The sequence below is a fragment of the Blautia sp. SF-50 genome, assembly GCF_900101315.1.
GTDB lineage: Bacteria > Bacillota > Clostridia > Lachnospirales > Lachnospiraceae > Blautia_A > Blautia_A fusiformis.
In genome coordinates this window covers 82,279-105,535 of the sequence record NZ_FMUW01000008.1, presented here as the reverse complement: position 1 = coordinate 105,535, position 23,257 = coordinate 82,279, and the positions used below count along the sequence as shown (strand labels likewise).

The 23,257-nt window shown below is 45.0% G+C and carries 27 protein-coding genes and 1 other RNA gene; all 28 read left to right on the top strand.

Annotation, left to right across the window (positions count from 1 at the left end):
- Positions 1-3: 3 nt before the first annotated feature.
- The 28 genes from BLP57_RS07230 to argR all read left to right on the top strand — a co-directional run bounded on the left by BLP57_RS07230 (position 4) and on the right by argR (position 23,220).
- Positions 4-510 (top strand): YqeG family HAD IIIA-type phosphatase, encoded by a 507-nt coding sequence (locus BLP57_RS07230; protein WP_015524428.1) that lies wholly within the window; start codon positions 4-6, stop codon positions 508-510.
- Entirely contained in the window at positions 507-1,016 is a 510-nt protein-coding gene (locus BLP57_RS07225; protein ID WP_015524429.1) for a shikimate kinase, read from the top strand. Before BLP57_RS07230 ends, BLP57_RS07225 begins: the two co-directional genes overlap by 4 nt.
- Positions 1,017-1,102: 86 nt before the next feature.
- Positions 1,103-1,660 (top strand): elongation factor P, encoded by a 558-nt coding sequence (efp, locus tag BLP57_RS07220; protein ID WP_015524430.1) that lies wholly within the window; start codon positions 1,103-1,105, stop codon positions 1,658-1,660.
- A gap of 260 nt (positions 1,661-1,920) precedes the next feature.
- Positions 1,921-2,266: a transfer-messenger RNA gene (gene ssrA / locus BLP57_RS07215) on the top strand.
- 116 nt (positions 2,267-2,382) lie between these two features.
- Entirely contained in the window at positions 2,383-3,543 is a 1,161-nt protein-coding gene (locus BLP57_RS07210; RefSeq protein ID WP_092070471.1) for an FtsW/RodA/SpoVE family cell cycle protein, read from the top strand.
- A 141-nt stretch (positions 3,544-3,684) separates the two neighbouring features.
- Positions 3,685-3,918, top strand: coding sequence for an acyl carrier protein (acpP, locus tag BLP57_RS07205; RefSeq protein WP_015524431.1), 234 nt, complete (start codon positions 3,685-3,687; stop codon positions 3,916-3,918).
- Between the two features lie 173 nt (positions 3,919-4,091).
- Positions 4,092-5,546 (top strand): glutamate--tRNA ligase, encoded by a 1,455-nt coding sequence (gltX, locus tag BLP57_RS07200; RefSeq protein ID WP_015524432.1) that lies wholly within the window; start codon positions 4,092-4,094, stop codon positions 5,544-5,546.
- A 22-nt stretch (positions 5,547-5,568) separates the two neighbouring features.
- Complete coding sequence (locus BLP57_RS07195; RefSeq protein WP_044960996.1) at positions 5,569-7,395, top strand: ATP-dependent helicase; 1,827 nt, start codon at positions 5,569-5,571, stop codon at positions 7,393-7,395.
- Positions 7,392-7,940, top strand: coding sequence for a 4'-phosphopantetheinyl transferase family protein (locus BLP57_RS07190; protein ID WP_092070440.1), 549 nt, complete (start codon positions 7,392-7,394; stop codon positions 7,938-7,940). Before BLP57_RS07195 ends, BLP57_RS07190 begins: the two co-directional genes overlap by 4 nt.
- A gap of 17 nt (positions 7,941-7,957) precedes the next feature.
- Complete coding sequence (locus BLP57_RS07185) at positions 7,958-9,106, top strand: YncE family protein (RefSeq protein ID WP_092070438.1); 1,149 nt, start codon at positions 7,958-7,960, stop codon at positions 9,104-9,106.
- 84 nt (positions 9,107-9,190) lie between these two features.
- Positions 9,191-10,123 carry a stage III sporulation protein AA gene (gene spoIIIAA / locus BLP57_RS07180; protein ID WP_015524435.1) on the top strand — a complete coding sequence of 311 codons (933 nt, stop codon included), beginning with the start codon at positions 9,191-9,193 and terminating at the stop codon, positions 10,121-10,123.
- Positions 10,108-10,626: a stage III sporulation protein AB gene (locus BLP57_RS07175; protein ID WP_021650701.1), complete on the top strand. Its 519-nt coding sequence runs from the start codon at positions 10,108-10,110 to the stop codon at positions 10,624-10,626. The genes spoIIIAA and BLP57_RS07175 overlap by 16 nt, the downstream gene beginning before the upstream one ends.
- 58 nt (positions 10,627-10,684) lie before the next feature.
- Entirely contained in the window at positions 10,685-10,879 is a 195-nt protein-coding gene (spoIIIAC, locus tag BLP57_RS07170; protein WP_021650700.1) for a stage III sporulation protein AC, read from the top strand.
- A 15-nt stretch (positions 10,880-10,894) separates the two neighbouring features.
- Complete coding sequence (locus tag BLP57_RS07165) at positions 10,895-11,281, top strand: SpoIIIAC/SpoIIIAD family protein (RefSeq protein ID WP_021650699.1); 387 nt, start codon at positions 10,895-10,897, stop codon at positions 11,279-11,281.
- A complete protein-coding gene (locus tag BLP57_RS07160) occupies positions 11,278-12,420 on the top strand; it encodes a stage III sporulation protein AE (protein ID WP_092070435.1) in 1,143 nt (380 codons plus the stop codon). Before BLP57_RS07165 ends, BLP57_RS07160 begins: the two co-directional genes overlap by 4 nt.
- Positions 12,417-12,986: a stage III sporulation protein AF gene (locus BLP57_RS07155; protein ID WP_175442957.1), complete on the top strand. Its 570-nt coding sequence runs from the start codon at positions 12,417-12,419 to the stop codon at positions 12,984-12,986. Before BLP57_RS07160 ends, BLP57_RS07155 begins: the two co-directional genes overlap by 4 nt.
- Positions 12,904-13,269: a hypothetical protein gene (locus tag BLP57_RS07150; RefSeq protein WP_242872566.1), complete on the top strand. Its 366-nt coding sequence runs from the start codon at positions 12,904-12,906 to the stop codon at positions 13,267-13,269. The genes BLP57_RS07155 and BLP57_RS07150 overlap by 83 nt, the downstream gene beginning before the upstream one ends.
- 11 nt (positions 13,270-13,280) lie before the next feature.
- Positions 13,281-14,105, top strand: a complete 825-nt coding sequence (locus BLP57_RS07145) for a SpoIIIAH-like family protein (protein ID WP_092070427.1) — start codon at positions 13,281-13,283, stop codon at positions 14,103-14,105.
- Positions 14,106-14,192: 87 nt separating this feature from the next.
- Positions 14,193-15,782: a peptide chain release factor 3 gene (locus BLP57_RS07140; protein WP_092070424.1), complete on the top strand. Its 1,590-nt coding sequence runs from the start codon at positions 14,193-14,195 to the stop codon at positions 15,780-15,782.
- Between the two features lie 80 nt (positions 15,783-15,862).
- Positions 15,863-16,249, top strand: coding sequence for an Asp23/Gls24 family envelope stress response protein (locus BLP57_RS07135; RefSeq protein ID WP_015524453.1), 387 nt, complete (start codon positions 15,863-15,865; stop codon positions 16,247-16,249).
- A gap of 32 nt (positions 16,250-16,281) precedes the next feature.
- Positions 16,282-16,758, top strand: coding sequence for a transcription antitermination factor NusB (gene nusB, locus BLP57_RS07130; RefSeq protein ID WP_015524454.1), 477 nt, complete (start codon positions 16,282-16,284; stop codon positions 16,756-16,758).
- Complete coding sequence (xseA, locus tag BLP57_RS07125) at positions 16,755-17,960, top strand: exodeoxyribonuclease VII large subunit (RefSeq protein WP_092070421.1); 1,206 nt, start codon at positions 16,755-16,757, stop codon at positions 17,958-17,960. The genes nusB and xseA overlap by 4 nt, the downstream gene beginning before the upstream one ends.
- On the top strand, positions 17,960-18,178 hold the full coding sequence (gene xseB / locus BLP57_RS07120) for an exodeoxyribonuclease VII small subunit (RefSeq protein ID WP_092070418.1): 219 nt from the start codon (positions 17,960-17,962) through the stop codon (positions 18,176-18,178). The genes xseA and xseB overlap by 1 nt, the downstream gene beginning before the upstream one ends.
- Entirely contained in the window at positions 18,168-19,055 is an 888-nt protein-coding gene (locus tag BLP57_RS07115) for a polyprenyl synthetase family protein (protein WP_044960972.1), read from the top strand. Before xseB ends, BLP57_RS07115 begins: the two co-directional genes overlap by 11 nt.
- A gap of 22 nt (positions 19,056-19,077) precedes the next feature.
- Complete coding sequence (dxs, locus tag BLP57_RS07110; protein ID WP_175442956.1) at positions 19,078-20,964, top strand: 1-deoxy-D-xylulose-5-phosphate synthase; 1,887 nt, start codon at positions 19,078-19,080, stop codon at positions 20,962-20,964.
- A gap of 84 nt (positions 20,965-21,048) precedes the next feature.
- Positions 21,049-21,858 carry a TlyA family RNA methyltransferase gene (locus BLP57_RS07105; RefSeq protein ID WP_021650688.1) on the top strand — a complete coding sequence of 270 codons (810 nt, stop codon included), beginning with the start codon at positions 21,049-21,051 and terminating at the stop codon, positions 21,856-21,858.
- Between the two features lie 23 nt (positions 21,859-21,881).
- Positions 21,882-22,742, top strand: coding sequence for an NAD(+)/NADH kinase (locus BLP57_RS07100; protein ID WP_015524460.1), 861 nt, complete (start codon positions 21,882-21,884; stop codon positions 22,740-22,742).
- 16 nt (positions 22,743-22,758) lie between these two features.
- Complete coding sequence (gene argR, locus BLP57_RS07095; protein WP_021650687.1) at positions 22,759-23,220, top strand: arginine repressor; 462 nt, start codon at positions 22,759-22,761, stop codon at positions 23,218-23,220.
- Positions 23,221-23,257 lie beyond the last annotated feature (37 nt).

Here is a 23,257-nt window from a genome sequence, read left to right as displayed (position 1 = left end):
TAGATGTTCAGATGCTTTTTTCCGGATGAATATCTGGATTCTGCGTATGGGATCGATTATGAGAAGCTTTACAGAGAAGGATACAGAGGGCTGCTCTTTGATATCGATAATACCATTGTTCCCCACGGGGCACCGGCAGATGACCGGGCAAAGAAACTGTTTGAAAAGCTGAGGACTCTCGGGTTTCGATACTGTTTTGTATCCAATAACCAGAAACCTCGTGTGGAGCCCTTTGCCAAAGCAGTAGAGGGGGATTTTATAGAAAATGCCCATAAACCGGCTGTGAAAAATTATAAAAAAGCCTGCCAGGTGATCGGAATCGATCTTGACAGGACGATCTTTATAGGAGATCAGTTGTTTACGGATATTTATGGAGCAAAGAGAGCAGGGATCCGGACGATCCTTGTGAAACCGATTCATCCAAAAGAGGAGATCCAGATCGTACTGAAGCGATATCTGGAAAAAATAGTATTACATTTTTACCAAAAAGAGGAGGGAAAGAATTCATGAACCATATTGTAATCATCGGCTTTATGGGTTCAGGAAAGACACGAGTTGGAAAGAGACTGGCGAAGGACCTGGGGCTTCCGTTTATTGACGTGGACAGACTGATCGTGAAAAAAATGAACATGTCAGTAAAGGAGGTATTTGAACGCTTTGGAGAAGCATTTTACCGTGCGCTGGAGACTATGGCAGTCAAGGAACTGTCCACAGACAGCGAACGGAAGGTAATCTCTGTAAGTGCGGGATTGCCTCTTCAGGAGCAGAACCAGAAATATCTCCAGAGTATGGGAACGATCATCTATCTGAAGGGATCTGCTGCAACGTTGATCAAACGTCTGGAAGGAAGTAACAATCCCACATTGGAAGGAACTGAGAATAAAGAAGAGAAGATCAAGAAACTTCTGAAACAGAGAGATCCGGTTTATGAGAAGTTTGCGGACATTAAAGTTGTCACAGGAGTGAAGCCTTTTGATGAGCTGATCGCAGAAATTGAAGAAAAATTGAAGGCTTAAACAAAAAAACAGTTGAAAAATGGCAAAAGGTATTATAGAATAATCCATAGCGAAAAAGAACCGCATATATTAAGGAGGAAATATTTATGATTTCAGCAGGTGATTTCAAAAATGGTATCACACTTGAAATTGATGGAAACGTATGTCAGATCGTTGAATTCCAGCATGTAAAACCAGGAAAAGGCGCAGCCTTTGTAAGAACAAAATACAAGAACATTATCACAGGCTCTGTAGTAGAGAAATCCTTCCGTCCTACAGAGAAATTCCCGGCAGCACGTATTGAGCGTGTAGATATGCAGTATCTGTATCAGGATGGTGGTTTATACTACTTCATGAATACAGAGACATATGATCAGGTTGGTCTTACAGAGGAGCAGGTTGGCGATTCTCTAAAATTTGTTAAGGATAATGAGATGGTTAAGGTTTGCTCTCATAACGGAGAGGTATTCGCAATCGAGCCACCTCTTTTTGTAGAGCTTGAGGTTATTGAGACAGAGCCAGGATTCGCAGGAAATACAGCACAGGGTGCTACCAAACCGGCAACTGTTGAGACAGGTGCACAGGTTCAGGTTCCTCTGTTCGTAAACCAGGGCGACAAACTGAAGATCGATACAAGAACAGGTGAGTATCTCTCACGTGTATAATGCAGCAAAAAACCCGCGTAAGCGGGTTTTTTTGTGCCATAAAATTAAAAGATCATTTTGATAGTATTTAAAATACCAAAGTTTGAATGCATATTCCAGACTGTACAGGTAAGAAAAACTGTACAGTCTGGACTTTTTTTGAAATATCCTTGACACGAAAAATCATTCTGGTATAATTAAACCCAGTCAAAAAACTGACTAAGAAGTTCGTCTGTCCACCAGAGATGACCGGAAATGATCCTGTCACAGAAGTCTTTTAAGGGCTTGTACTGGTTTCGACGGGGGCTTTGAAGTTAGGGAAGCCATCCGCAGACTCCTGGACTGCGTACCAACCGGGAACTAAATATAAACGCAGACGAAAAGTTAGCGTTAGCAGCCTAAGCTGCTCGTCAGCCCCGTTGCACTCACACATCGGGAATCTGGCGTCGACCATGTGAGAAACCTTGCCGGGTAAGCTTTGCCCCGGTAGATGTATCATGAAGCTACTGAAGCAGTAAGCCTGTCGGTGGGCGTACTGCTGAGGGAATGTTAAATCAGCGACTGTGATGGGAGATGCCTTAAGGGATAGGCTTTCGGACAGGGGTTCGATTCCCCTCAGGTCCATTTATGGAACGTCCCGGAAAGACAGCATTTATGCGGCTTTCCGGGAATTTTTTTTACTTTCTTTATTACTCGTGGATATCAGGAAATTCTTCGCAGATACAGAAAGCGATGGTGATAGAATGAAAAAAACTCTGCTTAACAGAAAAAAGCAGAATAAGAAATCTGATTATTATGATTATAATCTGGTAGCTGTTATTGTACTGCTGGTGTGCTTTGGACTGGTCATGCTTTACAGCACCAGTTCATATATGGCAGAAGTGAATTATGGCAACGATATGTTTTATTTTAAGAAACAGGCACTGATCAGTGCAGCATGTCTGATCGGAGCGTTATTTATTTCAAAAATACTGGATTATCATATCCTTCTTCCTTTTACAACTGCGTTGTATGTGGCTTCGCTGATCCTTATGGGACTTGTGCGGACTCCGCTGGGACATTCCTCTCATGGTGCTACCAGATGGCTGTATATCGGACCGATCAACTTTCAGCCTGCCGAGCTGGCAAAGATCGCGGTTATTATCATGATGGCTTACATGATCGGAAAAATGGGACGAAAGGTGAAAACTTTAAAGAGCTGTATGATCCTGGGACTTCCGGGGGCAGGACTTGCGCTTGCGGCTTATATACTTACAGATAACCTGAGTACAGCCATGATCATTTTGGGAATAACAGTTGGAATGGTGTTTGTGGCACATCCGGATATGCGTCCGTTTATTGCTGTGGCAGCGGCAGGAGTGATCCTTATTGTGATCGGAGTACTTTTTCTGGTTGCGACGACCAAGAATAGTGACAGCTTCCGTGTTATGCGAGTACTTGTATGGCTTCAGCCTGAGAAATATTCCGATGAAGGCGGTTATCAGACGCTGCAGGCATTGTATGCCATTGGCTCCGGAGGGCTTTTTGGCCGCGGGCTTGGAAATAGTATCCAGAAGCTTGGAAGTGTTCCGGAAGCACAAAATGATATGATCTTTTCCATTATCTGTGAGGAGCTTGGAATTTTCGGAGGGATTTTTGTACTGATCCTGTTCGGATATCTTTTGTACAGGTTGTTTTTTATTGCGCAGAATGCACCGGATCTGTTTGGCTCACTGATCGTTACCGGGATTTTTATACATATTGCGCTGCAGGTGATCCTTAACATTGCTGTTGTATTGAATCTGATGCCCAATACAGGTGTTACCTTGCCCTTTATCAGTTACGGAGGAACGTCCATTGTGTTCCTGATGCTGGAGATGGCAATAGCTCTCAGCGTGGCCCGTCAGATAAAATTTCAAGAGTAAAATAGTTTTAAAATCAAAATATTTTTTGCTCTGGAGCCATTTTTTGGGAAAATCCTCTTGACAACTGTTTTTGCAGACTATATACTTTGCTCAAAAAGAGGAAACAGATTCGATCTGTAATGATTAAAGGAGAAAAAAGACATGTTAGAAAAAATGAAAGAAATGCTTGCAGAGCAGTTAAATTGTGAGGCATCAACAATTACACCGGAGACATCTTTCAAGGATGATCTTGGAGCAGATTCTCTTGACCTGTTTGAGCTGGTTATGGCTCTTGAGGATGAGTACAATGTTGAGATCCCGGCAGAGGAGCTTACAGATCTGAACACAGTTGGAGATGTGATCGATTATCTTAAGAACAAAGGCGTAGAAGCATAAACAGGAATCAAGGATCCTCTGGGACGACGGTGTCTCAGAGGATTTTTCTGTATATGCGAAGATACGGGAGAGGGATGGCAGGGCATTCCGCCGGAAAACCTATGGACATTTTGAAGGATTTGGGTATATAATAGCACCTATAAAGAGAAACAACAAAAACGAGGAGAAAAGAAATGACAAAGATCAGAACAAGATTTGCACCGAGCCCTACAGGAAGAATGCATGTGGGTAATTTAAGAACAGCTCTTTATGCTTATTTGATCACAAAACATGAAGGCGGAGATTTTATCCTCCGTATTGAAGATACAGACCAGGAACGTTATGTGGAGGGAGCTGTAGATATCATCTACCGTACTCTTGAGAAAACAGGACTTCTCCATGATGAGGGACCGGACAAAGATGGTGGATTTGGCCCGTATGTACAGAGTGAGCGTCAGGCAACAGGCATGTATCTGAAATATGCCAAACAGCTTATTGAGCAGGGTGATGCATATTACTGCTTCTGCGGCAAGGAAGAGCTGGAAAGCATGAAACGTACGGTTGCAGGTAAGGAGATCTCTATTTATGACAAGAGATGTCTCCATCTTTCCAAGGAAGAGGTTCAGCGCCGTCTGGATGCAGGCGAGCCGCATGTTATCCGCTTTAATATGCCAACAGAGGGAACCACTACATTTCATGATGTTATTTACGGAGATATCACCGTTAACAATGAGGAGATGGAGGATCTGATCCTGATCAAATCTGACGGTTATCCGACCTACAACTTCGCAAATGTAATTGATGATCACCTTATGGGAATCACACATGTTGTAAGAGGTAACGAATACCTTTCCTCTTCACCGAAGTATAATCGTATTTATGAGGCATTCGGATGGGAAATCCCGACCTATGTTCACTGTCCGCTGATCACAGACGAGACACATCAGAAGCTTTCCAAGAGATGTGGACATTCTTCCTATGAAGATCTGATCGATCAGGGATTTGTGACAGAGGCAGTGATCAACTATGTTGCACTCCTTGGATGGAGCCCGGCAGACAACCGTGAGATCTTTTCTCTTCCGGAGCTTGTGGAGGCATTTGATTATCATCATATCAACAAATCACCGGCAGTTTTTGACATTGCCAAGCTGAAATGGATGAATGGTGAGTATATCAAGAAGATGGATCCGGAGGCATTCTATGAGAGAGCACTTCCGTATCTGAAAGAAGTTCTGAAAAAAGACTTTGATCTTAAGAAGATCGCAGGAATGGTTCAGACCAGAATTGAAGTATTCCCGGATATTCCGGAGCTTGTAGATTTCTTTGAGGCAGTTCCGGAGTATGACAGTGCGATGTACCGCCACAAAAAGATGAAAACAACAGAGGAGACTTCTCTTGCAGTTCTCAAGGAAGTGCTTCCGGTACTGGAAGCACAGGAGGATTATACCAATGATCCGCTGTATGCATCTTTAAGCGCTTTTGTAAAGGAGCACGGATATAAGAATGGTTATGTTATGTGGCCGCTTCGTACAGCAGTATCCGGCAAGCAGATGACACCGGCCGGTGCAACAGAGATCATGGAGATCATTGGCAAGGAAGAGACACTGAAACGTGTACATGCAGCAATCGAAAAGCTTGAAAATAAATAAGAGTGTGATCGATAATCCAGTTATGAAACGAAATCCATCTCAGAAAAGGGCGATCGCCCACCTGTCAGGACCTATGATGGTTCTGGCAGGCCCCGGTTCGGGGAAAACTTCCGTCATAGTAGAAAGAACAGCACATATGATCCAGGAAGGGAAGATACCGGCTTCCTCTGTTCTTGTTGTGACTTTTTCCAGGGCAGCAGCAGTGGAAATGAAAGAACGGTTTCTGAAATTTACCGGTGTTCAGCGAACCGGCGTTACTTTCGGGACTTTTCACGGAGTGTTTTACGGGATCCTCAAACAGGCTTATGGTCTGAATGGAGGAAATATCCTGTCCGAAGAAGAAAAATATGCGATCTTAAGAGAACTGGTGGTAAACTGTGCTGCAGAACAGTCCCAGGAAGGGGATTTTGTGGAAGATATTGCCAAGGAGATCAGTGTTGTAAAGGGTGGAAGAATCGCTCTGGAGCATTATTATTCTTCCTGCTGCCCGGATGAAGTGTTCCGACAGATCTTTCAGGGATATCGAAAAGTCCTGAATGAAAGAAGAAAACTTGACTTTGATGATATGCTGTTGAGCTGTTATGAACTTCTGAAAAAACGAAAAGATATCCTGTCTGCATGGCAGAAAAAGTTTCACTATATTCTGGTGGATGAGTTTCAGGATATCAATCATCTTCAGTATGATATCGTGAAGATGCTGGCAGCACCGGAGAACAATCTGTTTGTGGTGGGAGATGATGATCAGTCTATCTATCATTTCCGTGGCGCTCGCCCGGAGATCATGCTGAATTTCCCGGAAGATTTTAAAAATGCGGAGACGGTGATCCTGAATATCAATTACCGGTGCAGTGGAAATATCCTGGATACAGCCATGAAGGTAATCGATCATAACGAAAACCGTTATGCAAAAAAACTTTCCACACCAAATGAACCGGGAGAGCCGGTGCAGATAAAAGAATTTCGAAATCCCAGAGACGAATATATGGCAGTTGCAAGCCTGCTGCGGAACCGGATGGAAGAAGGGGATAATATTGAAGATACAGCGCTGCTTTTCAGGACTAATCAGGAAACCGAAGGACTGGTCGCTGCGTTGATGGAGTATGGGGTTCCTTTTACTATGAAGGAAAAACTGCCCAACCTGTTTCGACACTGGATTTGCCGGAATATGATCGCTTATTTGAAAATGGCAGAAGGAGACCGGAGCCGCAGTACATTTCTGGAGATCATGAACCGGCCAAACCGATACATAGCCAGAGACGCTCTGACAGAAAAAAAAGTTGATTTTAAAGCATTGGGAGAGTTTTACAAAGACAAAGACTGGATGTGTGACAGGATCACAACGATGGAGACACATCTTCGGATCTTAAAGACTATGGCCCCTTATGCAGCCATTAATTTTATCCGGAATGGCATGGGATACGAAGAATACTTGCAGGAATATGCAAGGTATCGTAAAATAAAACCGGAAGAGCTTATGGAAACCCTGAACCGGATCCATGAAAGTGCCAGAGGAATGAAAACATTGGAAGAATGGATGGCCTATATGGACGAGTATACCAGAAAGCTTGAAGAACAGGCGAAGAAACAGGATGTGAAACGGGAAGGAGTGGTGATATCCACTCTTCATGCGGTCAAAGGTCTGGAATATGACAATGTATATATCATGAATGTAAATGAAGGCAGCATGCCTTATCGGAAGGCAGTCCTGGAGGCACATCTGGAGGAAGAACGGAGGCTTTTCTACGTTGGTATGACACGGGCAAAGAAGAAACTCTGCCTGTATTATGTAAGACAGCAGTATGAGAAGGAACGGGAACCGTCCCGTTTTCTTGAGGAGGCCGGATTATGAATGGGATTATTTATTATACGAAGATCAGAGATGAATATAACGGCAAGAACATGGAGCATATGATCGGGGAAAAGCTTCTGGAAATCGGACTTGAGCGGGAATTTGGACGGAAGCTTGCTTTTGAGCCTCGGTCAAAGGGGGAACATGGGAAACCGTTTTTTACCCTGCTTCCAAGAATTCATTATAATATCACACATTCCGGAAAATATGTGATGTGTCTGTTTGCCGGAGAAGAGGTGGGCATTGATGTGCAGATCCACAAGAAGGTAAATTACGAACGGCTCCTTGAAAGAATGGTGCCGGCAGATATGATACGGGAAATCCTGGATGCAGATGATATGGAGAAAGCCTTTTTTGCCCAGTGGGTTTTGAGAGAGGCATATATCAAATGGACCGGAGAGGGACTGTCCAGGGATCTGCGTACGATTTCCATGGATAAGGGAAATTACATAATGCTGGAGCTGGAACCGGGATACAGTGGTGCAATCTGGGCCAGAGACAGCCTGGAATTACGATTTGAATACGAAGACATCATTTTGAAATAGCAAATAGAGACGATGAAATGAACAAAGAGATGAAACGCAGCTTCAGGATTTTCATTCTGAAGATCCTGGCAGTTGTTTTTGTGCTGTGCATATGTTATTTTTTATATGCATTTGTTTACCGTGCAAAAACGGAGCTGCCCACAAAAGCTGTGGTGACAAACCGAGGTGCTGCAGTGTATACACTGCGGGGACAGAAACAGATGCTTTCCCAGAAAGAGGATTTTTCTTATTTTGCCTTTGATGGGAGAGAAAAAGAGAAGGAATATGGAACATATGTCATTCCCGGGCTGAAGAATACCAGGACGCTGCTCACAAAAAAGGGTGCCACTCCTGCCATGTGTACATCCATGACGCCTCAGGGACTGGCGGTTACAGAGGATTATGTGCTGGTCAGCGCTTACTGCAGCACACAGAAACATAATTCGGTCATTTATGTGATCGATAAGGAAAATCATAATTTTATTAAAGAAGTGATACTGCCTGGACAGCCTCATGTGGGAGGACTTGCCTATGACCCGGAGCATAAGTTATTATGGTGTTCCTCCAATATCAACGGGATCGCACAGGCAGTGAGTATAAAGATGGATACAATAGAAGCCTACGATTATGATGACAGCCATCTGCCGGTGGATACTTTCCAGATAGTCAGTCTTTATGGGATCGTGAGAGATTCTTTTATGACCTTTTATAAGGGATGTCTGTATGTAGGCTGCTTTGAAAAATATAACGAAAGTGTAATTGCACGATACGGAGTTGACGAAGAGGGAAAACTGATCAATACCATGGACGAGAAACTGGGCATGGATTTTGAAATGGCAGTTCCGTTGGATTATTCCACTATATCGGAGCAGGTTCAGGGAATTGCTTTTTATAATGATAAGCTTTTGATCTCTCATTCTTTTGGAATCCTGCCATCCAGGCTGGTGTTTTATGAACAATCCGATAAGCGTTTGTATGTAAACGAGAATTCTGCCAGAACTTATCGTTTTCCGGAACGACTGGAACAGATCGTGGTGGAGGGTGACAGTCTTTATGTGATGTTTGAATCCTGTGCCTATGCATACCGTGCGTCCTCCGTAAATATTGTGGATCGGGTCCTGAAGCTGAATCTTTCGAAGATGGAGACCTATGACGAAGAAGAAAGTCTTTTTTTTCTGTCGGAATAAAGAAAAAACGAGAGAGCATCAAAAAAGACAACAGGTACTAAATCCGGCATGTCCGCAATATATTTAAGTGTAAGAGGTGAAAACATGGACGCAAACCAGATCCAGAACCTGTTTGCCAGTAATGTCCGCCAGCTTCTGGTGGATGCAGACCTTGATTATGATAAATTATATGAGATACGTCTCCGCGTGGGAAGACCTCTGTTCCTCACTTATGATGGGGGAGAATGTTTCCTCCGGCAAAAAGATACAGAACCTTATCTGGTTACGCGGGAAGATCTTAAGGAAACACTGGAGTATGTCAGCGGCTATTCCCTGTATGCTTATGAAGATGAGATTCGCCAGGGGTTTTTGAGTGTACAGGGCGGGCACCGTGTAGGAGTTACCGGAAAGGTGATCCTAGACGGAAACCGTATCCGTGGGATGAAATATATTTCCTGCATCAATGTCCGTCTGGCACATGAGATCCAGGGATGTGCAGAAGAAGTGCTGCCATATATCCAGACAAGAGAGCAGATCATGCATACCTTGATCGTTTCTCCGCCCAGATGTGGGAAGACCACGCTTCTTCGGGATATCATCCGGCAGATGAGTAATGGATGGGGAAATATTTCCGGTGTTACGGTAGGAGTAGTCGATGAGCGCAGTGAGCTGGCCGGATGCTATCAGGGGATCCCTCAGAATGACCTTGGAATGCGTACGGATATCCTGGACGGCTGTCCGAAAGCAGAAGGGATGCAGATGCTGATCCGGTCAATGTCGCCGGTTGTGGTTGCTGTGGATGAACTTGGAAAAGAAGAAGATTTCAAGGCTGTGGAATCAGTTATCCACTGTGGATGTCGTCTGATCGCAACTGCACATGGAGCTTCCATGGAAGAAACATTATCCCAGCCGTTTTTCCGGAAATTGTGGGAAGCGCGGGTTTTCCAGAGATATATTTTTCTGGGAAAGCATGAACGTGCAGGAATCGTGGAAGGAATCTATGATGAAAATGGGAAATGCCTATGTACCGGATTGTAGGATGTATTCTGGTAGTGGCGGCAGGAGCCGGAATGGGATTTTCCGGAAGTATGAGACTTTCGGAGCAGATTCGTATACTGGAAAAACTGCTTCAGATGGTGATCTGCCTGAAAGGCGAGATCCGCTGCGGGAATGCATCACTGCCGGATGCTTTTTATGGAGCAGCAGGAAGAATGAATGGAAAATACAGAGAGTTTCTCATCAGTGCCGCGGACAGGATGAAAGCGGGAACAGGAGAAAAACTTTCACAGATATGCAGGGAATGTGCGGAAAGCGCCCTGAAAAAAAGCTGCCTTACCCATGGGGAAAAGGACGCTTTTTTTTCTTTCGGAGAATATCTGGGCTATATGGATCTGGAAATGCAGATGCGACAGCTTTCCCTGTATGAAAATAATTTGGAAGCAGAGATATTGAAGCGGAAAGCGGAGGTTTCCGGAAAGAAAAAACTGTACCAAGGAATTGGGATTCTTGGAGGCCTGCTGCTTGCGGTTCTCCTGGTATAGTATTGTTTATCAGACAGTAGTAAGAAGGACAGGCTTTCAGAAGAAAAGGAGGGATCATTTGGAGGTCAGTATCATATTTAAGATCGGTGCAGTAGGGATCCTGGTCTCTGTTCTTTCTCAGATCCTGAAACATAGCGGAAGGGAGGAACAGGCTTTTCTGGTGAGTTTTTCAGGACTTCTTTTAGTACTGTTCTGGATCGTGCCGTATATTTATGAGCTTTTTAAAAATATCCAGCAGCTTTTTGTACTGTAGGGGAGGGAAAGAACCGTGGATATTCTGAAGATTTCTGTTCTGGGAGCGGCAGGGGTTCTTCTGGGGATTCTTCTGAAAGACCGCGCACCGGAGTATGTAAGCCTTGTTACGATGGGAATAGGTCTTGTGATACTGGGATTAGCGGTAGGGAAGATCAGCTATCTGTTCCAGTCCCTGGAGAGACTGAAACAGAGTCTCCCGATTGATGGAAGCTATATCACTACTTTGCTGAAGATGATCGGGATCACCTATATCGGACAATTTTCATCCGGCATATGCAGAGATGCAGGATATTCCTCCACTGGTGCACAGATCGAACTGTTCTGCCGGTTATCTGTAATGGTCTTAAGTATGCCGGTTCTTCTGGCACTGTTGGATACCATACAGGGATTTCTTGCATGAAAAGATATTGGTCAGAGATTTGTGCAGCCCTGTTTCTGGCTGTAGTTATAAACTGTTTTGGCGGTGTGATCGTTTATGCTTCTTCGGCGGAACAACAGATCACAGATCAGATGGAGCTTACCGACCTGCAGTCCATGGTAGATGAGATGCTTGGAGAAAAAACATTTTCTGTTACAGAAGCGTTTCACAGACTGTTGTCAGGGGAAGAGGTGCTTTCGGAGGAGAGTGTGCGGGAATTTTTGCACAGTCTCCTTTTTTATGGTATTGAAAGAGAAAAAGAGCTGATCGTGAAGTTGTTGCTTCTGCTGTTATTCGCTGCCGTTTTTTCCGGGTTTGCCGGTGCCTTTGATAACGGGCAGGTGGGAGAGATCAGTTTTTATGTGGTGTATCTTCTTGTTTTTACTCTTCTGATGAACAGTTTTTCCGGTTTGAGTGCATCACTGCTTTCAATGCTTGCGTGGATCACGGAGTTTATGAAGGAACTCTCACCGGTGTATTTTATGGCAGTGGCAGCAGCGTCAGGTGCATCCAGTGCAGCTGCTTTTTATCAGGGAGTACTGCTTCTGGTGTGGCTTTTTCAATGGATCCTGGAACGAGTACTGCTTCCCGGAGTGAGTTTATATATTCTTCTGAAATTTGTAAATCATCTTTCCAGGGAAGAAATGCTGGGAAAAATGGCTGAGCTGATCGAGACTGTGATCTCCTGGGGGCTTCGGACATTACTTGGAGTGGCAGCAGGACTGCAGGTGGTGCGTGGGCTTGTAGCTCCGGTAATGGATTCTCTGAAGCGGAGTGCTGTGGGAAAAACTGCAGGTGCTCTTCCTGGGATCGGGAGCGCGGTAAATGCAGTTACGGAACTGGTCCTTACCACAGCTGTTCTTGTAAGAAACAGTCTGGGCATTGCACTTTTACTGGTAATCCTGGCGGTGGGGGCGGGGCCATTGGTCCGATATGGACTTTTGTCACTGACCTATCGCTTTCTGGCGGCTGCGGCGCAGCCTGTATCAGACAAACGGCTGGTAGAAGCCTTTGGCACCATGGCAGAGGGATGTGCACTTCTGATGAGAATCCTGTTTACTGCGGAAATTTTATGTATGCTTACATTTCTGATCCTGATGGCAGGAGGAGGCTTGGGATGAGAACAGAACTTTATCAGTGGATGAAAAGCCTGGCTTTTTTTCATGTACTTACTACAGCACTTCTGCATATTCTGCCTGATAAGCGTTATGAGCAGTATATACGGCTGTTTATGGGGCTTCTGTTGGTGCTTTTGATCTGTACGCCTATATTTGCCGTAGTGGGAAAAAGTGAAGAACTTCTGTCCGGATTCAGCAATAATTATGGGAGAGAAGAACAGGTACGTATGAAGACAGAAGCAGAAGGAATAAGGGAAACATTTCTTAAAGGAGCATATGAACAGGAGTTGAAGGATCAGGTTCAGGGTATCCTCAGGAAAGAAGGGTTTTTTTCGGCAAAAACAGAAGTAGATATGGAGAAAGAGCTTCAGCTGACCATAACACTTTATGGAACAGTCACAGAAAAACAGAGGGAGGCGGTGAAAAATGAGCTCGAAAGAATCTGCGGACTCAGGAAAGGACAGTATCAGATCCTGGCTTCTGAGGATGGGATGGAAGGAGTGGGGAGTTTTCCTTCTTCTGGGAATCCTTCTTCTGGTGGCAGGACTTCCGGTAACCCGAAAGAATAGTAAAACAGCAGAGGATCAGAATGCGGAGAAAACCCGCCTGGAGAGCCGCCTTGAGGAACTGCTTTCCAATGTGGAAGGAGTCGGAGAAGTGGAAGTGATCATTATGACCGGGGATGAGGGAAATACGGAAAACTTTTCCATAAGCAGCAAAAATGAAGTTACCGGTGTGCTGGTGGCGGCTCAGGGAGCAGGCAGCGCAGTGACAGTCCAGAATATTCAGCAGGCAATTATGGCATTATTTCAGATCGACGCTAATAAAATTAGAATAATGAAAATGAAATGAGGAGAGTAGAAGTGAAAAAGATCATGAAGAAAAATCAGGTAATCATCACCTCGCTGGCCATTCTCATTGCTGTGGCCGGATATCTGAATTTCGCAGATGTGGATCTGGGATTTAAGGATAAGGAGACGAGTACAGACAGCAGCAGTATCCTGGACGATGTGGATTATGATCTGACCGATGAAACAGCCCTTCTGGATGAGAACGGGGCAGATGGCACAACCCAGTCGGAGGTGATGGATACCGCATCCCCGGGCGAGGCCGTACTTACCGGTGCTTCGGATTTTGCAGCACAGGCAAAAGTCAGCAGGGAGCAGGTGCGTTCCCAGAACAAAGCGGACCTGCAGGCGATCATCAGTAATAAAGACATCAGCGATGAGGAAAAACAGAATGCTATTAACACAATGGTTTCCATGACAGATCTTACAGAAAAAGAGGCGGCTGCAGAGCTTCTTCTGGAGGCGAAGGGATTTGAAAATGTAATCGTAAATCTAACGGGTGAAACTGCGGATGTTGTGGTGCCGGATGCAGATCTGGAGGATGCAAAACGTGCACAGATCGAGGATATTGTAAAGAGGAAAACCGGTGTGGCAGCAGAGAGCATTGTGATCACGCCTCTGAGTCAAAGTAAAAATGCATCGGATGTCATAAATACTGCAGATGAAGCTGAAAAAAATACGGGAGGTGCAGAGGATAATGCGGAAAGTACAGGTGATGAGGTGCAGGATACCGCTGCATCTGTGGAAAGCGATCCGGCGGATCAAACATCTGAGAACGCAGAGACGGCTGCAGATATCCAGAACGATCAGACTATTGATACAGAGGGAATTTACGACTGAATTGCCTTGACAGCAAAGCCTTGTCTATACTAGAATAGGAAAGGTTATAGTAAAATAGAGATATCAGAGAATATACAGGAGGCTCACGTGTCGAAGTATACGAAAGAAATAGAAAAAAGAAGAACATTTGCCATCATCTCTCATCCGGATGCTGGTAAAACAACATTAACAGAAAAATTTCTGCTGTATGGAGGGGCCATCAATCTGGCCGGAAGTGTAAAGGGTAAGGCTACGGCCCGCCATGCAGTATCAGACTGGATGGAGATCGAGAAGGAAAGAGGTATTTCCGTTACTTCATCCGTTCTTCAGTTCCATTATGACGGATATTGTATCAACATTCTGGATACACCTGGACATCAGGATTTCTCCGAGGATACCTACCGTACATTGATGGCTGCGGATTCAGCAGTTATGGTCATCGATGGATCCAAGGGTGTTGAGGCACAGACCCGTAAGCTTTTCAAGGTCTGTGTTATGAGACACATTCCGATCTTTACTTTTATCAATAAGATGGATAGAGATGCCAACGATACTTTTGATCTTCTGGATGAAATCGAAAAAGAGCTTGGTATTGCAACCTGTCCGATCAACTGGCCAATCGGTTCCGGTAAGAAATTCCGGGGTGTGTTTGATCGTAATACAAAGAAGATCCTTACCTTTTCCGATACACAGAAGGGCACCAAGGAAGGTGTGATAGAAGAGATTGATATTAATGATCCCCGTGCAGATGAGGTCATGGATCCTGAGCAGAAAGAGCAGCTGATGGAAGAAATCGAGCTTCTGGATGGTGCAAGCGCGGAGTTTTCTCAGGAAGAGGTCAGCAAAGGACAGCTGACACCGGTATTTTTCGGTTCTGCTCTTACCAACTTTGGTGTGGAAACATTTCTGGAGCATTTCCTGAAGATGACCACTTCTCCGCTTCCGAGAACTGCAGACTGCGGACAGGTAGATCCTATGAGTGATGATTTTTCAGCCTTTGTATTTAAGATTCAGGCGAATATGAACAAGGCTCACAGAGACCGTATCGCATTTATGAGGATCTGTTCAGGCAAGTTTGATGCGACCAAAGAGGTTTATCATGTGCAGGGAGACAAGAAGATGCGACTTCTTCAGCCGCAGCAGATGATGGCAGAATCCCGTCATGTTGTGGAGGAGGCTTATGCAGGTGATATCATCGGTGTCTTTGACCCGGGTATTTTTTCTATTGGAGATACCATCTGCGCACCTGGAAAGAAATTTGCCTTTGAGGGGATCCCGACCTTCGCGCCGGAGCATTTCGCACGTGTGCGTCAGATCGATACCATGAAGAGAAAACAGTTTGTAAAAGGTATCAACCAGATCGCTCAGGAAGGTGCGATCCAGATATTCCAGGAGTTTAACACCGGTATGGAAGAGATCATTGTGGGTGTTGTAGGTATCCTGCAGTTTGATGTCCTGAAATACCGTCTGGAGAATGAGTATAATGTAGATATCCGCCTGGAAACACTTCCATATGAGCATATCCGCTGGATTGCCAACAAGGAGACTGTAAAAGTAGACAAGATCGTGGGAACTTCTGATATGAAGAAAGTCACAGACCTTAAGGGAAATCCGTTGCTGCTCTTTGTCAATGCATGGAGTGTTGGCATGGTTGAGGACAGAAACCCTGATCTGGTACTGACAGAATTCAGTAAATAAGCCCTTTTATTTCATAACTTTTTTTGATATAATAGTATAAAATTACGAACAAAAATATTATATTCGTAGGAGGGTTTCCCATGGCAGAAAAAAGAACAACATATAAGATACAGGATTTGGGCGGAATCGGTGAAGTTCACATTGCAGATGAAGTTGTTGCGATCGTTGCAGGACTTGCAGCAACAGATGTGGATGGAGTTGCTTCCATGGCAGGAAATATCACCAATGAGCTGGTAAGTAAACTTGGAAAGAAGAATCTGTCCAAGGGCGTGAGAGTAACCATTCTGGAAGGAGTTGTTACCGTGGATCTGTCACTGAATATCGAGTATGGCAGAAACATTCTTGAGACAAGCAAGAAGGTTCAGGAGAAGGTTAAATCCGCTATTGAGAATATGACAGGACTTGAGGTTGCAGATGTAAATATTCATATTGCCAGCGTGGATATGGAGAACGAAAAAGGAAAGTAAACCTTTCCTTTTTTCCGTCTTAGGAGGAAATTATGAGAAGAAGAGAACAGAGAGAACATGTATTTAAACTTATGTTTATGACAGAGTTTAATTCAGAAGAAGAGATGACAGAACAGCTCTCTCTTTATTTTGAAGGTCTTGGAGAACTTTCAGAACAGGACCAGGAATATATGAAGAAGAAGTACGCACATGTGAAAGAACATCTGGAAGAGATTGATGCACAGCTGAACAGTGCAAGCCGTGGATGGAAGACAAAGCGTATGAGCCGTGTGGATCTTGCGGCACTTCGTCTGGCAGTATATGAGATGGAATATGATGCAGACGTACCGACAGGAGTAGCTATCAACGAAGCGGTAGAACTTGCCAAAAGATTTGGCGGAGATGCTTCCGGCTCCTTTGTAAATGGAGTACTGGGTAAGATCGCATCTGAGAAGGATGAGAAGAAAAACGAGGAGGAGACTGCTGACACAGAAGAGAAGGCAGCAGAAGCCCCGGAAGAGAACGCATGAGAAATGTCTATTCTGTCGGTCAGGTAAACCATTATGTCAAAAATATGTTTACCCAGGATTACTTTCTCCGGAAAGTCTATGTAAAGGGAGAAGTATCCAACTGTAAATACCATACCAGCGGACATATTTATTTTTCCCTGAAGGATGAAACAGGCACATTAAGCTGTGTGATGTTTGCGGGACACCGTAGGGGTCTTGCTTTTCGCATGAAGGACGGGGATAAGGTAGTTGCAGGCGGAATTGTAGACGTATATGAGAGAGACGGGTGTTATCAGCTTTATGCAAAAGAGATCACACTGGAAGGTGCTGGTGCCCTCTATGAACGGTATCTGGCACTGAAACAGGAACTTGAGGATATGGGGATGTTTGCCCAGGAATATAAGCAGCCCATTCCTCATTTTATTCATACCCTTGGCGTGGTGACAGCACCTACTGGTGCAGCAGTACAGGATATCCGCAATATTGCAGGCAGAAGGAATCCATATCTGCAGGTGATCCTTTATCCGGCACTTGTGCAGGGAGAGGGAGCGGCGCAGAGTATCGTAAAGGGAATCCGGATGCTGGATAAAGCAGGGGTGGACGTGATCATCGTCGGCCGTGGAGGTGGCTCTATTGAAGATCTCTGGGCCTTTAACGAGGAGAGCGTTGCCCGTGCTATTTTTGAGTGCAGGACACCGGTGATCTCGGCAGTGGGACATGAGACGGATTTTACCATTGCGGATTTTGTAGCAGACCTGCGGGCACCTACACCATCTGCTGCAGCAGAGCTGGCAGTGGATGATTTTCGCAGTGTTCTGGAGAGCTTTCATATGTACGGAGACCGTCTGCAGCGTGCCATGAACAGTAAGACAGAACTTTTTGCCGCAAAACTTAAGGCTTATGAGAACAGATTCCAGTATCTGAGCCCGGAGTCCATGTTACGTGAAAAACGTCAGTATGCATCGGAGCTAGAGGAATGCCTGCGTTCTTCCATGGAACAAAAGCTTACAGAGAAAAGACATGAACTGGCAATATGGATCCAGCGGTTTGAGGGACTTTCTCCATTAAGAAAGCTAAATGGAGGATATGCATTTGTGTCCGACTCAGACGGACATGCGGTGACAGAGATCAGTCAGATAAAAAAAGGTGACAGGATCTCCATTGCAGTAACCGATGGAGTCATAGAAGCAGTTGCGGATCGCATCAGGAAGGAAGAGCGATAATGGCAGAAGCAAAGAAAGAAGAGAAATCCATAGAAGATACTTTTGGGGAGCTTGATCTGCTTGCCCGGAAGCTGGAGGATAAAGAAACACCTCTTGAGGAGTCTTTCCGCCTCTACAGACAGGGAATGGAGCTCCTAAAGGCTCTGAACGGAAGACTGGATACTGTAGAAAAAAAGATGCTTCAGATGAATGAGGATGGGACATTTCGTGAATTTTAAAGAAGAACTGAAAAGAAGAACAGAAGAAGCAGAACATGTGATCCGGGAATATCTTCCGGAAGAATCCGGTTTTGCAAAAACCATGGCAGAGGCCATGAATTACAGTATGACGGCAGGTGGAAAGAGACTCCGCCCGATCCTGATCAGGGAAACCTACGAGCTGTTTGGAGGAAAGGATAAGCTTTGTGAGCCTTTTATGGCGGCTATGGAGATGATCCATACACATTCGTTGATCCATGATGATCTCCCTGCACTGGATAACGATGATTACCGAAGAGGAAGGCTGACCACACATAAAGTATACGGAGAGGCCATGGGCGTTTTAAGCGGTGTGGCACTCCTTAACAGAGCTTATGAAGTGATGCTTTCCGCCTTTGATCTGACCGAGGATAAAGACCGTGTGATAGCCGCCATGCGGATCATTGCAGATAAGACCGGCATCAACGGTATGCTTGGTGGACAGAGTGTTGATGTGGAGAATGATGGGAAACCTCTGGAACACAAGATGCTGGATTATATTTACAAAAACAAGACCTCCGCATTGATCGAGGCTTCCATGATGACCGGTGCTGTGCTGGCAGGGGCATCTGAGAAAGAACTTAAGGTTGTGGAGCAGGCTGCAGAAAACATCGGGCTGGCTTTTCAGATCCAGGATGATATCCTTGATGTGACCAGTACCCAGGAGGAACTGGGAAAACCGATCCACAGTGATGAAAAAAACAACAAGGTTACCTATGTAAGCCTTGTTGGAGCCCCGGCAGCAGCCAGCAGGGTTAAAGAACTTTCTGACCATGCGGTAGAACTTTTAGACGACCTTGACAGGAAGAACGGATTTCTGGATCTTCTTGTGGAAAGTCTTGTCAGCCGCAGGAAATAGAAAGAACAAAGGAAGGGTACAAATGATTCTGGAAAAAATTAAAAAGCCAAATGATATTCATAAAGTTTCATTGGAGGATTTTCCGCGCCTTGCTGAGGAAATCAGGAGCTTTTTGATCCAGAGTGTAAGTGAGACAGGTGGCCATCTGGCATCCAATCTGGGTGTGGTGGAGCTGACTCTTGCTCTGCATAATGTGCTTGATCTTCCACAGGATAAGCTGATCTGGGATGTGGGACATCAGGCTTATACACATAAAATCCTTACAGGAAGAAAAGACGGCTTTAAGGATCTTCGTAAAGAAGGAGGTTTAAGCGGTTTTCCAAAAAGGAATGAAAGTGACTGTGATTCGTTTGATACCGGACACAGTTCCAATTCCATTTCCGCAGGACTTGGCTATGTCCGTGCCAGAGACCTGATGGGAGAGAAATACCATGTGGTTTCCGTGATCGGAGATGGTGCGCTTACCGGTGGGATGGCTTATGAAGCATTGAACAATGCGGCTGAGCTGAAGACTAATTTTATTATTATCATCAATGATAATAACATGTCTATTTCCAAGAACGTAGGAGGAATGTCCACCTATTTAAGCGCTCTGCGTACAGCTGAGACTTATACAGGAATGAAGATCGGCGTGACAAAAACACTCAAAAAGATTCCCCATGTTGGAACCGCCGTGGTAGATACGGTCCGAAAGACCAAGAGCAGCATCAAGCAACTGATCATTCCCGGAATGCTTTTTGAAAATATGGGGCTGACTTATCTGGGACCGGTAGATGGCCATAATATGCGCCAGATGATGAAGCTTTTTAATGAGGCAAAGAGAGTGGAGGGACCGGTTGTTGTCCATGTCCTTACAGAAAAAGGCAGAGGCTATGGACCGGCATCTTCCCATCCGGAGCGTTTTCACGGAACAGGTCCTTTTGACATCCAGAGTGGCAGACCCCTTGCAGCAAAAACAGCGCCGACATATACGGATCATTTTTCCGGTGCAATATGTTCTCTGGCAGAGAAGAACAAAAAAGTAGTTGCTATTACAGCTGCTATGCCAGATGGAACCGGACTGAACCGATTCCGGAAGAAATTCCCGGAGCGTTTTTTTGATGTGGGTATTGCGGAAGAACATGCAGTAACCTTTGCGGCAGGCATGGCACTTGGGGGAATGATCCCGGTTTTTGCGGTATATTCTTCGTTCCTGCAGAGAGGGATCGATCAGATCCTTCACGATGTATGTATGCAGGATCTTCATGTGATCTTTGCCATTGACAGGGCAGGATTTGTCGGAGCAGATGGTGAAACACATCATGGATGCTTTGATTTATCCTATCTGTCCATGATTCCCAATATGACAGTTATGGCTCCCAAGAATGGAAAAGAGCTTGAGGAGATGTTGAAATTTGCAGTAGAAGAGCTGGATGGTCCCTGTGCGATCCGATATCCGAAAGGATCGGCATGTACCGATATGGAAGAATGTCATGAGCCACTTAAGAAGGGCAGAAGTGAAGTGATCACTCCAGGCAGTGAGATTGCAGTTCTCGGGGTTGGCAGCATGGTTTCTGTCTGTCAGAAGGTCTGTGAAGAGATAAGAAATCACAAAATGGCAGGAGCTACGTTTGTCAATGTCCGTTTTGTAAAGCCTCTGGATACAGAGCTTCTTGATCGGCTTTCGCAGAACCACAGTCTTTTGGTCACTGTGGAGGAGAATGTAAAAAGCGGTGGGTTCGGAGAACATGTATCTGCTTATATGGAAGCCTGTCATCCGGAAGTAAGAGTTCTTCCACTGGCAATACCGGATCATTTTATTGAGCATGGAACGGTGGACCGTCAGCGAATGAAAATAGGTTTAAATGTACAGGGAATCCTGGATGCGGTAGAACAGAGCTGGGAAAATCTTGTGAATAACAGAAAATAAAGGACATAGCCTTTGCAGAAGAATACGAAGCTGTGAGGCATTTTACAGCCCGGCACATAAAGAGCCGGGCTGTTGGAGGATAATATGAAAAAAAGACTGGATATCATGATGGTGGAACAGGGACTTGCACCGTCACGCGAAAAAGCAAAAGCGTATATCATGGCCGGGGAAGTATATGTCAACGGTCAGAAGGAAGACAAGGCTGGCTCCATGTTTGCTGAGACTGTCAAGCTGGAGGTAAGAGGAAAGACTCTTCCTTATGTCAGCAGAGGCGGACTGAAGCTGGAAAAAGCCATGAAAAATTTTGGCGTGACGCTGAAGGATAAGGTGTGCATGGATGTAGGCGCATCCACCGGCGGTTTCACAGATTGTATGCTCCAGAACGGAGCGGTCAAAGTCTATTCCATTGATGTGGGATATGGACAGCTGGACTGGAAACTCAGGAATGATCCAAGAGTTGTATGCATGGAAAAAACAAATATCCGCTATGTGGTACCGGAAGATCTGGAAGGTCCGGCAGCATTTTCTTCGATCGATGTTTCTTTTATCTCCCTTACAAAAGTGCTTCTTCCTGTAAGAAACCTTCTCACAGAGGACGGAGAGATCGTATGTCTCATCAAACCTCAGTTTGAGGCCGGCAGAGAAAAAGTCGGAAAAAAAGGCGTTGTCCGTGATCCGAAGGTCCATGAAGAAGTCATTGAGAAAGTCAGAGATTATGCCATGAGTATTTTTATGGAGCCCTGTCATCTTTCCTTTTCTCCCATCAAGGGACCTGAAGGAAATATTGAATATCTCCTTCATCTGAAAAAACATCCGGAAGGAACAGAAGTACCTGTGAGTCTTGACGTATCCGTAGAGGATGTGGTAAAGGAAGCCCACGGACAGCTGGACTGATGTTTGGAAAGGACTGAAGCAATATGGACAGATTTTATATAATTCCAAACAGTGCCAAGGATCCGGAACTGACATTTTCTAATAGGATCATTGCCTATCTGGAGAAGCATGGTGCCAGGTGTCATGTGCAGAAGATCACCGAAAAAATGGAAGGACCGTATCATTATACGGACCCGGATGGGATTCCGCAGGATACACAGTGCATTATTGTACTGGGTGGAGATGGAACACTTCTGCAGGCTGCAAGGGATGTGGTGCATCTGGATATCCCTCTTCTTGGAATCAATCTGGGAACTCTGGGATTTCTTGCCGAGGTGGATAAAAATTCCGTGTATCCGGCTCTGGATCGGCTTCTGTCAGATGACTATGAGCTAGAAGATCGTATGATGCTGGAAGGAAAGATCTATCGTGGAGAAGAACTTATTGGAAAAGATATCGCATTAAATGACATTGTGATCGGAAGAGAAGGACATCTCCGTGTGATCCGTTTCAAGAATTATGTTAATGATGCATATATGAATTCATACAATGCAGATGGTATCATCATTTCCACTCCGACCGGTTCTACCGGATATAGTCTGTCAGCGGGAGGTCCCGTGGTTTCTCCCAGTGCCAGTATGATGATCATGACCCCCATCGCTCCCCATACTATGAACACCCGAAGTATCATTCTTTCCGGGGAAGAGGCAGTTACAGTAGAGATCGGTGAGGGAAGACATAATACCATTGAGAAAGCGGTGGCCTCTTTCGACGGGGATACCCAGATATCCATGGTCACCGGTGACCGGATCGTGATCCGGAAAGCCACAGTCAGGACAAAAATCCTCAAGCTGAACCATCTGAGCTTTGTGGAGGTTCTGAGACAGAAAATGAGTAACAGCTGATGCAGGAGGTTCAATTTTGAAAGTAGCAAGACATGAAAAAATTATCGAACTGATCCGTCAGTACGAGATCGATACACAGGAAGAACTTGCAGCAAGACTGAATGAGGCCGGTTTTAAGGTTACGCAGGCTACCGTATCCAGAGATATCCGTGCTCTGAAAATGACAAAGGTTGCAGGCAGCAACGGAAAGTCCAGATATGCGATCCTGGAAGAACATACACCGGATGTGTTAAGTGATAAATATTCCAGAGTTTTGAAAGATGCAGTGATCGCTATGAACATCGGACAGAATATCGTAGTGGTAAAAACAATTCCGGGAATGGCCATGGCGGCAGCAGCAGCTCTTGATGCTATGAAATGGCCGGAAATCCTGGGATGTATTGCCGGAGATGATACCATTATGTGTGTGGTGAAAACCTCTGAACAGGCACCGGGTGTAGTTCAGAAGCTTGGCGGGATCTTATCCAGAGGAAAATAAAATGACAGAATATGTAAATGCTTTATACCAGAAAGGA

Bases quoted from the DNA above. Each gene is read 5' to 3' on its own strand.
- xseA (WP_092070421.1), top strand. From the start codon at position 16,755: ATGAGAAATGTCTATTCTGTCGGTCAGGTAAACCATTATGTCAAAAAT.
- BLP57_RS07195 (WP_044960996.1), top strand. From the start codon at position 5,569: ATGAAACGAAATCCATCTCAGAAAAGGGCGATCGCCCACCTGTCAGGA.
- BLP57_RS07105 (WP_021650688.1), top strand. From the start codon at position 21,049: ATGAAAAAAAGACTGGATATCATGATGGTGGAACAGGGACTTGCACCG.
- BLP57_RS07150 (WP_242872566.1), top strand. From the start codon at position 12,904: ATGGGATGGAAGGAGTGGGGAGTTTTCCTTCTTCTGGGAATCCTTCTT.
- dxs (WP_175442956.1), top strand. From the start codon at position 19,078: ATGATTCTGGAAAAAATTAAAAAGCCAAATGATATTCATAAAGTTTCA.
- BLP57_RS07185 (WP_092070438.1), top strand. From the start codon at position 7,958: ATGAACAAAGAGATGAAACGCAGCTTCAGGATTTTCATTCTGAAGATC.
- efp (WP_015524430.1), top strand. From the start codon at position 1,103: ATGATTTCAGCAGGTGATTTCAAAAATGGTATCACACTTGAAATTGAT.
- spoIIIAA (WP_015524435.1), top strand. From the start codon at position 9,191: ATGGACGCAAACCAGATCCAGAACCTGTTTGCCAGTAATGTCCGCCAG.
- BLP57_RS07135 (WP_015524453.1), top strand. From the start codon at position 15,863: ATGGCAGAAAAAAGAACAACATATAAGATACAGGATTTGGGCGGAATC.
- BLP57_RS07230 (WP_015524428.1), top strand. From the start codon at position 4: ATGTTCAGATGCTTTTTTCCGGATGAATATCTGGATTCTGCGTATGGG.
- BLP57_RS07155 (WP_175442957.1), top strand. From the start codon at position 12,417: ATGAGAACAGAACTTTATCAGTGGATGAAAAGCCTGGCTTTTTTTCAT.
- BLP57_RS07175 (WP_021650701.1), top strand. From the start codon at position 10,108: ATGTACCGGATTGTAGGATGTATTCTGGTAGTGGCGGCAGGAGCCGGA.
- nusB (WP_015524454.1), top strand. From the start codon at position 16,282: ATGAGAAGAAGAGAACAGAGAGAACATGTATTTAAACTTATGTTTATG.
- BLP57_RS07225 (WP_015524429.1), top strand. From the start codon at position 507: ATGAACCATATTGTAATCATCGGCTTTATGGGTTCAGGAAAGACACGA.
- BLP57_RS07190 (WP_092070440.1), top strand. From the start codon at position 7,392: ATGAATGGGATTATTTATTATACGAAGATCAGAGATGAATATAACGGC.
- xseB (WP_092070418.1), top strand. From the start codon at position 17,960: ATGGCAGAAGCAAAGAAAGAAGAGAAATCCATAGAAGATACTTTTGGG.
- acpP (WP_015524431.1), top strand. From the start codon at position 3,685: ATGTTAGAAAAAATGAAAGAAATGCTTGCAGAGCAGTTAAATTGTGAG.
- gltX (WP_015524432.1), top strand. From the start codon at position 4,092: ATGACAAAGATCAGAACAAGATTTGCACCGAGCCCTACAGGAAGAATG.
- BLP57_RS07210 (WP_092070471.1), top strand. From the start codon at position 2,383: ATGAAAAAAACTCTGCTTAACAGAAAAAAGCAGAATAAGAAATCTGAT.
- BLP57_RS07160 (WP_092070435.1), top strand. From the start codon at position 11,278: ATGAAAAGATATTGGTCAGAGATTTGTGCAGCCCTGTTTCTGGCTGTA.
- BLP57_RS07100 (WP_015524460.1), top strand. From the start codon at position 21,882: ATGGACAGATTTTATATAATTCCAAACAGTGCCAAGGATCCGGAACTG.